General features: G+C 60.5%; 5 protein-coding genes. 3 read left to right on the plus strand and 2 right to left on the minus strand.

Annotated elements, in window-relative coordinates; all coding sequences use genetic code 11:
* The first annotated feature begins 34 nt into the window (after positions 1-34).
* Positions 35-1,621, plus strand: coding sequence for a SulP family inorganic anion transporter (locus JIN81_RS13250; protein WP_200280471.1), 1,587 nt, complete (start codon positions 35-37; stop codon positions 1,619-1,621).
* Between the two features lie 301 nt (positions 1,622-1,922).
* On the opposite strand, the gene JIN81_RS13255 is transcribed toward JIN81_RS13250, so the two are convergent.
* Positions 1,923-2,654 carry a PEP-CTERM sorting domain-containing protein gene (locus JIN81_RS13255; RefSeq protein ID WP_200280473.1) on the minus strand — a complete coding sequence of 244 codons (732 nt, stop codon included), beginning with the start codon at positions 2,652-2,654 and terminating at the stop codon, positions 1,923-1,925.
* Positions 2,655-2,678: 24 nt separating this feature from the next.
* Positions 2,679-8,627 carry a beta strand repeat-containing protein gene (locus JIN81_RS13260; protein WP_200280475.1) on the minus strand — a complete coding sequence of 1,983 codons (5,949 nt, stop codon included), beginning with the start codon at positions 8,625-8,627 and terminating at the stop codon, positions 2,679-2,681.
* A 421-nt stretch (positions 8,628-9,048) separates the two neighbouring features.
* On the opposite strand from JIN81_RS13260, the gene JIN81_RS13265 reads away from it, so the two are divergent.
* Positions 9,049-11,355, plus strand: coding sequence for a glycosyltransferase family 4 protein (locus tag JIN81_RS13265; RefSeq protein ID WP_200280477.1), 2,307 nt, complete (start codon positions 9,049-9,051; stop codon positions 11,353-11,355).
* Positions 11,334-12,791, plus strand: a complete 1,458-nt coding sequence (locus tag JIN81_RS13270) for a glycoside hydrolase family 130 protein (protein WP_200280479.1) — start codon at positions 11,334-11,336, stop codon at positions 12,789-12,791. Before JIN81_RS13265 ends, JIN81_RS13270 begins: the two co-directional genes overlap by 22 nt.
* Positions 12,792-12,797 lie beyond the last annotated feature (6 nt).

The following is a 12,797-nucleotide window of genomic DNA, read 5'->3' on the forward strand; positions in this document are numbered from 1 at the left end:
GGCATCTGCTCACCGACGAAGCCCCATTTCACCCATGTTCATCGAACTTTTCCGCAAGAAGAACGGCAATTGGAAAGACGACACCCTTTCCGGCCTCACCGTCGCCCTCGCGCTTGTCCCGGAAGCGATTGCCTTCTCCTTCATCGCCGGCGTGGATCCTCTCGTCGGTCTGTGGGCCGCCGTTTTCATGGGCTTCATCACCTCAGCCTGCGGAGGCCGCCCGGGCATGATTTCCGGTGCCACTGGTGCCATCGCCGTGGTCGCAGGGAAGGCCGTCGAATACGGGAACGAGATCGAGGCAGGGTTGGGCAACCAGTATCTCTTCGCCGTGATCATGCTCGCCGGGACGATCCAGATTCTGTTCGGCGTGCTCAAGCTCGGACGATTCATCCGGCTCGTCCCCCATCCGGTGATGATCGGCTTCGTCAACGGCCTCGCCATCGTCATTCTGATGGCTCAGTTCCCGTCATTCCGGGACCCATCCACCGGCGAGTGGCTTCAAGGGTCGGCGCTCGGCATCTTCATCGCCCTGGTTCTGGTGACCATGCTCATCATCCAGTTCTTCCCGAAGATCACCAAGGCCGTGCCGTCCATCCTGATGGCCATCATCAGTGTCGGCCTGCTCGCCTTCCTGCTCTTCAAGGACACCGCCACCGTCTCCGACGTCCTCGCGCAGGCTGATGGAAATCCGGAAGGCAAGCTGAAGGGCAACTTCCCTCCCCTAGCCTGGCCGTCTGCGGTCGACTGGATGGGGCACTGGCAATTCCTCCTCAAAACCGCGGTGATCGTCGCCATGGTCGGCATCATCGAGTCCCTGATGACCCTCCAGCTCATCGATGAGATCACCGAGACGCGCGGTCACGGAAACCGCGAGTGCCTTGCGCAGGGCAGCGCCAACTTCCTCTCTGGCCTGTTCGGCGGCATGGGTGGCTGCGCCATGATCGGCCAGTCCTTGATCAATATCAAATCCGGCGGTCGTGGCCGGACATCCGGCATTGTGGCCGCACTCGCACTCGCCGTCTTCATCATGATTGGCGGACCCGTCATCGAGAAAATCCCGATCGCAGCCCTGGTCGGCGTCATGTTCATGGTCGTCATCGGCACCTTCGAGTGGTCGTCACTCAAGACCTTCGGTCGGGTTCCTCTTTCCGACGTGATCGTCATCCTTTCGGTCACGCTCGTCACAGTCATCCTGCATGACCTCGCGACCGCCGTCTTCGTCGGCATCATCGTCTCCGCACTGGTGTTCGCGTGGGAAAGTTCCCGCCATGTCCACGTGCGGGTCGAAAGTGAGACGGAAGACGAACGCATCTACTCGCTCGAAGGACTGCTTTACTTCGGCTCCGTCCGGGAGTTCTCCGACTACTTCCAGGCCCGCTCCGATGTCCAGAGCATCGTCATCGACTTCGCCCGCGCGCGCGTCTGCGACCTCTCGGGCCTCGAGGCGATCAATGCCCTGACCGAACGCTACCGCCAGGCAGGCAAGAAGCTTCGTCTCCGGCACCTGTCACCGGACTGCCGCCGCATGCTCGATCGTGCGGATGCCCTCGTGGACATCGAAGTCGCCGAGGACGATCCGGACTACCTCGTCGCACGCATCGCCCCACGCGGCGAAGAGTGACGGCAACTCGCCTTGCCTCACCTCCCACACCCGATCCGCCGGATCGAAACCATCAGCCTTGCCGGTCAGGTTTCGATCCTTCGGGAACGCCGTGAGCATCCTCGGTGCGTTCCGCTCTGGCGAATATGCCCCACCGCCCTTCTCCATACCAACATGAGGACATGGGAATCCTTCCGCCAACAAGAGGCCGCACTCCCGGTCCTCGACCCTCGAGCCATCCGCAAGGTCCTCAACGAGCCCAACGCAGGCACGGAAGTCCCGGAAGGTGAATCCGTATCGAGTTACTCGTGGGCTTCCCCGTTCATTCCGCCCCGCGCCGACGTCGGACCATCGCGAGCCCACCAAGGACCAACAAGCTCAGGACTCCGGGTTCCGGTATTCCGACCGCGAGGGGAGTGTCCGAGTAAGCCCAGCGATGAATCGTCCCTTCCGAACCGTCGTCGTTCAAGGTCACCTCGATCCATCCATACTGCGGAGCGGTGTCTGGATTCAGCACGAAGCCAATGTAGCCGGGAGTCCCACTGGTGAACTGGTCGTCGGCCGGGCCCATGTGGGTGGCACTTGGAGCACCGGTCAGTCCTCCACCCGTGGTCGTTCCGGAGCCCCCGAAGCTGGAAAGCGTCAGAGGTGCCGATGCGCCGGTCGCCGGCACCGGAGTCACGGCTGCCCCTGTGATCTCGGTATTCAAACCCAGGTTGTCGATGGCGGACAAGTTGTCCGCCGGGTCCGACCGATAGGGCTGAAAGGTCGGGCTGTGGGCGATGAACGCCCCGCCGAAAAAGAAGTTCACGTCCCAGTCGCCACCCGATGGCTCGCTGTAGGAGATCGTGAAGGAATTGAGGTCCGCACTGGAGCCGGGAGTCGAACCCGTTTCGGTTTCGGTTTCAAAATCGAGATAGACGCCCCCGAAACTCAGAGGAATGACGATGTCCGCCGGATCCACGTAGGTCACGGCACCGGAAGAGACCGCAATCGTGGAAGCCCCTGCGAAGATGACCGCGAGGGCGTCCTTGAAATGAGAAAATGGTTTCATTCAATCGATGGGTTCAATCTTCGTTCACTCGACCGCCTCGACCCTCACCCGGTAGAACCGCGCCTTCTTCCCGTCGGGCAGTATCGGAGGATACGGGACACTGGCGATGTGGTAGTCGTCCGCCGGATCGACGACCGTCGTCACGCTGGCCGAGCTCGCGTAGAAGGTGTTCAAATCCGCGCTGAACTCGACGGTGTATTCCACACTCCCGGGCTGCCCGAAGTCATCCCTCCGAACGAACAAGGCGTCGAAGGTCACCCCCCCGGTGAAATCAATCCGGACCGTCGGAGTTCCATAACTCGAGCCATCCGGCTCAAGCGGTTGGTTGTCGGCGACGTTGGGATCCGTTCCAAAGCCGAACTCAAGGATATTGACCAGGCTATCACTGTCCCCCGCATCGGAGTCATCCGCCGCCACACCGGTATTCAGTGCGGTGCCGAAATTGGACAAGCGCCAGTCCTGAATCTCATTGGCCTGTTGGAAAGTCAGCACACCGGTCAGCGGGACCGCTCCATCTTCCTCACCATCGCGGATATCCACGCTGACATCCGCCGGACTGGTCCCATTGGGGAGGAACTCGACCAGAGACAGAGCCGCGTTGACTTGCGATGGTGTGCCGGAATAAATCCATGTCGTCCCATCGAAGCTCGCTCCGGCCGGAACCGAAAGCGCGCCCTCCGCCGGGTTCACGCTCAGCGTTGCAGTCTCGATTTCCGGGTCAAATGCCAGCATCCCCACCTCGGTCACGTTCCAGAAACGACAATCGATGACCGGCCCTTCGGGATGACTCAGATCCGCTTCGGCGAACAGACCGGCATCGGTGCTTGCTCCACCGTTGTTTCCCAACGGAGCCGCCTCGCCGATCGAGACCGACAGGTTGCCCGACCAGTTGGTCTTCCCTCCCCGGTTGACCAGTGCCGTTGATTGGACCGCCCCGCCGTTCACCATGACCTCGACTTCGTCGAGAGTGAACTTGACGGCCAGGTCCGTCGCTTCCCCGACAGGAACCACCGCACCTGTGAGCGGCACACAAACCACATTCCCAGCCCAGTCAAAGTCACTCAGCGCCGCCGGATCATCCCCGTTGTTTCCCTGCATCTTCACAAGCAGGTGTGGAACCCCCTCATAAAGGTAGATCCCGTGGCCATTCGAGATCCCGCCGTATTCGTAGAGCACACGCACGATCCCTGCGCCGAGATCGGCTGCTGTCGGCACAAATGCCAGCTTGATCGCGAAACCATCCACATCCACGGGATCGGAGGATCCAAACTTGTTGTCATCGGATCCCCCGCCCGGGAAAGAAGTCGAGATGCCATCCCAAAGGAAGTCGGCGTCGGAGAGCGAGGTGATACCGTCATTCGGATCCGCAACCCGGATGACCGGATCGATCAGGACTCCCGATGCGGTCGACGAATAAATCATCGTCTGGGTAAGGTTCGTAGCCGTGGGCTGCCCGTTGTTCGGGACCACACCGAGGATATCAAGGGTCACCGTGGTGGAAGCCACCGCGTTGAGGCCGTTTTCATCCTGCACTGTGTACTCAAAAGTATCCTGTGCCGTCTGCCCCAGATCGAGGGAGTCGAAGGCTCCATTCGGGTCGTAGATGAAGGAACCATCCGTTTGCATCGTCACGATCGCCCCACTCGCCAGGACCGTGGCCGCTCCGACATTTCCTGCACTCCCCTCCACTTCGCCAACCACGAGCGTTGCCGACTCTCCGGCATCCACATCGGTGTCATTCCCCAGGACCGATCCCGAGCCCGTCCCGTTTTCAAGAACATCCGCAGAATCGGCCACGCCAATCGGCGCATCATTCTCGCCCTGGACAGTGATCGTCAGGGTGGCCGTCGAGGTATTCCCTCCCTCGTCCAAAGTGTAGGTCAGGGTTTCCTGAACACTCTGGCCGACCTTCAACGAATCAAAATTCGCACCCGGATCGTAGGTCACCGTGGTCCCGTCGGTCGTCACCGATCCAACGATGTCCAGCACTTGGGCATCGACGGAGGGAAGCTCAATCACATCGAAGCTCCACGTGAACGAGTCCGATCCGGCCGTGGGTCCCGGACTCACGCCCACATAGATCACATCACCCGCGGTCAAGAATCCAAGGTTGCCGTCGAAACCAATCGAGCCACCCGGAGCGGCGCTGAAGGACCCCTTGAACACGTCGTTGACGTAGACCTCGGCGGACACCGCGTCGCCGCTTCCCGACACCTTCGAAAGGATGGAATTGCCAATCCCGAAGACCCCGCTGGTCGGCACGGTGTACGCTGCAATCGGGCCACGAGCCTTATCGTTGCCAATGCCCACGCTTGAAGTCGAACCGACACCCGGATGCCCTCCGGTGGGGGCCAATCGCAGGAAGGCTGTCAAGGGGTCGCTGGTGATATCATCTCCATCCGCAGTCCATTGCGTGCCACTCCAAACCAGAGGTTCGTAATCCGCTGAAACACCGAAGCCTCCGGTCGAAGCATCCGATGAACTGTTGCTTGCCCAGTCGGTCGGGGCATTCCAGAGGTAGCTCCAGTTGCCGGAGAGCGCGTTCCCCAGATCTCCGACAGTCACGCCGTTCTCAAAAGCGCTCTCATAGCCACTCTCCAAACTCTGCAGTACCACGGTGGCGGCGGTCTGGGTATCGTTGGCAAGCACTGCAATCGATGTCGGCCCCGAGCTTTCACCGACCGTCACATCGTCATTCACCGCGACGAAGCTGTTGTCCACTCCGGTGACATTGACCGTCACGGTGGCCGTCGTTGAACCTCCCTGATCATCGCTGATCGTGTAATCGAATGAATCCTGCACGACGTTGCCGTCAGGAATATCCGCCGATAGGCCCGTCGCATCGTAGTCGAACGACCCATCGGCATTCAAGGTCACCGTCGCGCCAAGCGCAGTCGTGTAGGAGACACCCGGCCCATTGCCTTCAATATTGAGAATCTTCTGCACCACGGAGTCGAAGTTCGCCTCCATCTCCAACGCTGACAGCTTCCTTGCATAGATCCGCACGATCGAGATGTCTCCAAGAAAGGGATCCAGGACCTCACCCAACGCGGCCGTGGCGGCCGTCGCCCCGATCCCGGTGGGGTCGCCACCACTCCACTGATCGGTCAAGCCGGCCGCATTGACCCCGCTGCCCTTCACCGTGCTGTCAAAGCTGGCCCCTGGATCATTGTTGAGATACATGGTCAGGCTGTCCTCCAGACCCGGATTGTCCCGGTCGTAAACTGCGATCAATTGATTGAACTCGCCTGTTACCACGCCGGTGGCCGTCGCCTTGATGACGTCCGTCACGTTGTCCCCCCCATCAATCGTGAAGATCACCGTGTTGGCATCGGCATCGAAGACAATGGACATGCCGAAACCATTGCCACCGCTTTCCAACAACACCTGCTTGCCCGTCTGCAGCGGCTCAGGCCGGAACCAGACTTCGAAGGTCGCATCATCATCGGCAATCGGCTGCACACTGGTCACCACTCCGGCCACATTCCGCCATGCGGCACCGATGGCACCGAAATTCGAATCCAGGAGCGGAGGATTGATCAGGGTTCCGCCGGTGACATTCACGTCGTAGGTCGCCCCCCCACTACCGATGTTGAACCAATTGCTTCCCGAGACTGAAGCCGCATCGACACTGAAAAAGGCGTCGGTGGTTGCCAGGGTGTGTTGATCATTGCCCACGATCTGGTTCGCCTTGAACTGGGTCACCACCGCTTCGGTCGCCGCGATGACATCACCGACGGCATCGGTGCGCCCCTCGATGGTGACAGTCACCTTGGCCGAACCAGTCCCGCCGTTTCCGTCATCGATCTGATAGAAAAACTCATCCGTCGCCGACAAACCCGTCGCCAGACTGTCAAACGCCCCATTGGGATCATAGGTGAAGCTCCCCGTATTGCTGTCGAGGGTCACGATGGCTCCCGACGCAATCGTGGCGGGACTTCCGACCCCTTGGACAGCCATTGCCCCGTCCACGATACCCGCAACGGTGTAGCTGTCTCCTTCAAGGTCCAGAGCGCCATTGACCGCAACGAAGTTCTGGCGTGCCTCGAGGCCACTGAATGCCGGAAGACCGGCCGTGGCCGATCCATACAGCCTGGCTATCGCGATGGACCCATCGAAGTAGGTATCATAGGGCGAACCCGATCCATTATTCAGAATACCACCCACGTGAGTCCCCGCCCAGCGCGCCATGCCGGACCCATCGGTCGAAGCCCAGTCAGCAGCCATGTCCGCCCGACCGACAAAGGTGCCGTTGACAAACAAGCGGAGTTCCGGAGTCGATTCTTCCACGGCATAGACGGCCATGACCTGGATGAACTCTGTGGTCGCACCCGCCCCGAGCAGGGAGGCGGGATCATTCAGCAGATCGTAGGTGACCCGAGCTCCGCCCGTGGACCCCGCCACAAGCAACGGACCTTCCACGCCGATACCCGAACCCGTGGTCCCCGCAAACTCGGTGAGGGTCGCGGTCTGGGTCAGATTGTCCGGCTTGAACCAAATCTCGAACGCACCATTTCTGACAGTCGTGGCATTGCCGAGAATCGACTCAGGGGCTCCGCCCGCCAGAACGCCGGAATCATCCACGCCATCAAAATCATAGGCTGCTGTAATGCCGGAGATCGATGTTGCCGGACTGGCATCGAGGGTTACTCCGCCCGAAAGGTTCCAGTCCGCGTTCGCTCCACTGACCGGACCGACGTTCTCCCATACCCCGGCACCCGCGGATTGCGAGGCATCATAGTTCCAAAGAAGAAGGCTCGTCGCAGGAGAGCCCACGGAGCGGACCACCCCACCATCATTGGTGAGAAGGTTCTCGCTGAATGCGACTCCGGAGCCGTCCTCCGCAATCGTCGGGCTGGCGATCCCATCGTCCAGCGCGCGCGGCAGGTCATTGGCACCTGTCACCTCGACGCTGACTGTGGCGGTATCAACCGAAGGCCCGTTCAAAGCCAGATCCCGATTGGAAGTCACCTTCGCAAGATCCAGCACCTCACCGGTCCAGAATCGCGCTAGACCGATCTGCCCAGTGAAATTGCCGTAGTTCTCATTCGTACCGTCGCCATCGACATTCACGTTGTCGGCTGCCGTAGTCCCGTTTCGCCGCCCCAACCCCGCCAGGTCGGTGCCACTCCAGTCATCCGCATTCAGGGCCGTCGCGGTGCCTTCAGAGGCCCCATCGATGAACAACTCAACCGTATCGGTGCTCCCCGGGTTGTTCTTGTCGTAGGTCGCCACGATGTGGTGCCACTGTCCGACCACCAGGGTGGTGGAAGATTGGACGAAAGGTATGCTTCCATTTCTAACAACCCAGGAAACGGTGGCATCATCGTTCACGACCAGCGCGCTGCCAGTTCCGTTGCCCCCGGTCTCGAAGATCACCTGATCCGCGTTCGTAACGTCGGGCTTGATCCAGAACTCGAAGCTCGCGTCATTCAGGTCGTAGTTCGGAGCACCATGGAAGGTTCCGCGATCCCCGCCCGGAGGGCTTTGGTAGGCCATTGTAATCTCACTGGGAACTCCAGTTCCCGTAGCAGCAACGGGAGCATTCAGACCACTCCAGGGAAACGTGTCGATGGAGTTGCTCGGATCCAGCTCAAAGGTCACACCCGGTACAGAAATCTGGGTGATGGTATACTGGAAGGTGTCAATCAAGGAGGCTCCCGCCGACAAGGCCTGAGCGTCTCCACTGTAGGTCGGATCAAAAAGGAAGGTGCCGTCCGCTGAGACCGTCACGGCGGCCCCCTTCGACGAGACAGGCGCAAAGCCTGTGATCTCGAAGATGCCGGAATCGTTATCGGTGACGGACAGTCCACCGGAGGTATCCAGGGTCGTATCCTCATCCACCGTCGCGACGGGAGTGAGAGCATCACCGTCGTCAACGGCACCGACAGAGGCCTGAGCCTGACTGGAGAAAACAATGAGGGAGAGACACGCTGAACAAGCCGCGGTGCCGAGGGGCGTCGAAGAATTCACTAAGGTTGGGGTTTTTGGGGTTTTGGGAACTACGCCACTTGAAGATGTAAATACAAGCAATATCTGCCCGCGGCACAGATGCGGCCTCGGCCGACACCTCCATCCGGCATGCTCCGGGAGCATCGATTCGACCTATGACCCATCGGCACCGGATTGCCCCCAAGCTCGTCCGGCAGAACCTGCCATGCAGCAGCACCACAGAAGACTCGATGTTCTGAGGACGAAGAAGTCGCAGTCGTTCTGAAGCCGGAACATCCGGAGGGATGAAGCCCATCCACTTTTCGTCCGATCTTGACTCTGAATTTGCAAAAACCTACGTTTAGATGTTTCGCAAGGGACTTGGCCATTCCTTGTCGGAATTCTCACGAATTCCCCCTCCCATTCCGGGAGCGAGACCGAGATCACTTGGTTGCCAGCGCCGATGAAAGATCCTCTTTCAAGCCGCCACATCGCCTTCATCGGGAATTACATTCCAAGACGTTGTGGGATCGCCACGTTCACGACGGACATCTGTGAGGCCATCGCCACCGAGTTCCCCGCAACCGACTGCCTCGCCGGGGCGGTCAATGACATCCCGGAAGGCTACGCCTACCCGCCTCGGGTTCTCTTCGAGATCGCAAAGGACGATCCGGAATCCTACGTCCGCGCCGCCGACTTCCTGCGGATCAACAACGTCGAAGTCATCTCACTGCAACACGAGTTCGGCATCTACGGTGGCCCCGCCGGCTCTCACCTCCTCGAGTTCCTCAGGGAGGTGGGGAAACCGGTCGTCACGACTCTCCATACCATCCTCGAGTCTCCCGACTCCGACCAACTCCGGGTCATGCAGGGACTCGATGACATGTCCGAACGCTTCGTGGTCATGGCCGAGAGAGGTCGCCGCATTCTGCACCAGACCTACGGCATCCCGGATGACAGGATCGACCTCATTCCCCACGGCGTGATCGACATGCCTTTCGTCGACTCGGACTTCTACAAGGATGTGCTGAATGCCGACGGCAAAACCGTTCTTCTGACCTTCGGCTTGCTGTCTCCCAACAAGGGCATCGAAGTCGCCATCGCGGCACTTCCAGAGATTCTCGGCAAGCACCCGGACGTCCTCTACTTCGTCGTCGGTGCGACGCACCCCCACCTGCTGGCCGCCGAGGGCGAGCGCTACCGTGAAAGCCTGATCGCACTGGCAGAGAAACTCGGGGTGAGCGAACAAGTCATCTTCCACAACCGCTTTGTCTCCATGGCGGAGCTGAAGGAATTCATCGGCGGAGCGGACATCTACCTCACCCCCTACCGCAATGAGGAACAAATTACCTCGGGTGCCCTCTCTTACGCCTTCGGTGCCGGGAAGGCCGTGATCTCGACACCCTATTGGCACGCGACCGAATTGCTCGACGATGGTCGCGGGGTAATCGTTCCTTTCGCCGACTCCGGAGCCATCGCCGGAGCTGTCGATGCCCTGCTTGCAGATCCCGCGAGAATGGCGCGCATCCGGCGATGCGCCTGGAAGAGCGGGCGCGACATGACCTGGCCGGAAACCGCCCGCCGCTACATGACCAGCTTCAATCGAGCCCGGGCCAACCGCAGTGCGCCCGCCCACCATCCGCAGCCAACGGACACGATTCCGCGCCGGCCGCTCGCAATTCCCGCCACCAACATCGAGCACCTGGTCCGCATGAGCGATCACACCGGGATCTTCCAGCATGCCATCTACAGTGTGCCCAACTACCAAGAGGCCTACTGCACCGACGACAACGCCCGGGCCTTCATCTACACCATCCTCCACCAGGAAGAGCATGGCTCGGATGCCCAGGTCGAGCGCCTCGCCTGCTCCTACCTCGCCTTCCTCTGGCACGCTTTTGATCCCAATACCCGGCGATTCCGCAACTTCATGAGCCACGAACGCAAGTGGCTTGAACGAAAAGGATCGGAAGACAGCCATGGACGTGCGCTGTGGGCCGTCGGCTCGGCGCTCGGTCGATCAAGAAACGAAGGATTCCGAAATCTCTCCGCCCTCCTTTTCCAGCGCGCCCTGCCGCCGGTCAAACATTTCAGCAGCCCCCGCGCCTGGGCATTCACCCTCATCGCCATCCATGAATACCTTCGTGCGTTCACCGGCGATCGCCCTGTCGCAAAGATTCGCCAGCTTCTCGTCACCCACCTCCTCGACCTCTATCATGCCACCTCGTCCGACGAGTGGCAGTGGTTCGAGCACGTCGCCACCTATGACAACGCCAAGCTGCCCCATGCCTTGATCATTTCAGATCAGAGCGAAGCGGTGGAGATCGGCCTGCGCACCCTGCGGTGGCTGATCGGACATCAGATCAGCCCAACCGGCCATTTTTCGCCGATCGGCTGCCATGGTTTCTGGCCAAGAGGAGGAGAAAAAGCCCGTTTCGACCAGCAACCCATCGAAGCCCACTCCACCGTGAGCGCCTGCATGGCCGCCTTCGACCTCACCGGTGACCTCTTCTGGGCCGATGAGGCGAGACGGTGTTTCGAATGGTTCCTCGGTCGCAACGACCTGGGACTGCCGCTCTACGACGCTTCCACTGGGGGCTGTCGCGATGCCCTCCAGAGCGACTCGCTCAACCAGAACCAGGGCGCCGAGTCCACTCTCGCCTTCCACCTCTCCCGCTTGGAACTCACCCGCCGGGCAGCTGCCATCGACGCCGCAAGGTCCCATGATCCGGAGTTCAACCAACCCATCCCATGCAAGCTCCAGCCCACGTAAACACAGGCATCCACATTCACCCGGATCACTCCAGGGTGATTGTGCGCTCCTTCATTCCCTCCGATCCGAAGTCCGTCTGCCGTGTGATCGAGAGGGCTCTTGCCCTCAGTGCGGATGAGGTCCGAGGCAGGCTCGACGGACTCCATGAGCAATTCGACAGCCGGCACCCCTGCCTCACCTGCGCGTGGGACGACCACTACAAGCTGGTTCAGCATTTCATCCCCAAGGAAGAGTCGCTGACCCGGGAACAACGCCTCTACATCGGCGCCCTCTTCTCCGGCGAATACGCGTTGGAGTCCGCCGCCCTGTTCAATCCCTCCATCGTTCCCCACCCGGATCAGAGCAACCTGGAAGAGGGCGCTCTTCGATTCATCATGAGCCTCCGCGCCACTGGAGAAGGCCACATTTCCTCGATCGCCTTCCGCTCCGGTGTCGTCGACTCATCGGGCAAGGTCGCGCTGGACCCCAGCTCCGCCCAGACATCGGCCCCTGAGCTCGATCCCGACCCGAAATTCAGGAAGAGCAGTTTCTTCCGACGACTGCACCAGATGGAGTTCGACAACGCCTGGTCACGCACCCTCATGCAGGCGCTCGGTGATCACTTCACGCGCAGCGAGCTGGACGCGGCCTGCGTCGAGACCCATGCCTCCGTTCACCAATCCCGCAACACCATCGAATGCATCCAGTGGCTGGCCCGCGCCAACTATCAAGTGAGCTTCGAGCCTTCCGTCCCCCTGTCACAACGAATCATCTTCCCCACTTCACCCAGCGAGAGCAACGGCATCGAGGACGCACGCTTCGTCCTTTTCACCGACGAAGATGGCACCCGCACGTATTACGCCACCTATACGGCATACAACGGACACACGATCCTCCCCCAGCTACTAGAAACTCAGGACTTCCTCTCCTTCCAGGCACGCACCTTCGATGGAGCCTGCGTTCGCAACAAGGGCATGGCCCTCTTCCCTCGCAAGATCAATGGCCGCTACGTCATGCTGTCCCGGCAGGACGACGAAAACCTCTATCTCATGAGCTCCGACGACGTCCTCGTCTGGGAAAAGGCGGAGAGACTCCGGGCACCCACCGAAGCTTGGGAAGCCGTCAAGATCGGCAACTGCGGATCACCGATGGAAACAGGGGCTGGCTGGCTCGTCCTGACCCACGGTGTCGGAGCGATGAGGCGCTACTGCATCGGCGCCCTTCTGCTCGACCTCGATGATCCATCCATCGTCCTCGGGCACCTCCCTCTCCCCCTGCTCGAACCGGACGAACCCGCGCGCAACGGCTACGTGCCGAACGTCGTTTATACCTGCGGGGCCATCATCCACGCCGGCCACCTCATCCTCCCCTATGGCCTGAGTGACACATCCACCACCATCGCCACCCTCAACCTGGAAGACCTGCTGGCAAAAATCCTCCCCGAGCCGGACGCCTAGGAGTCG

The organism is Haloferula rosea (assembly GCF_016595525.1).
Taxonomy (GTDB): domain Bacteria; phylum Verrucomicrobiota; class Verrucomicrobiia; order Verrucomicrobiales; family Akkermansiaceae; genus Haloferula; species Haloferula rosea.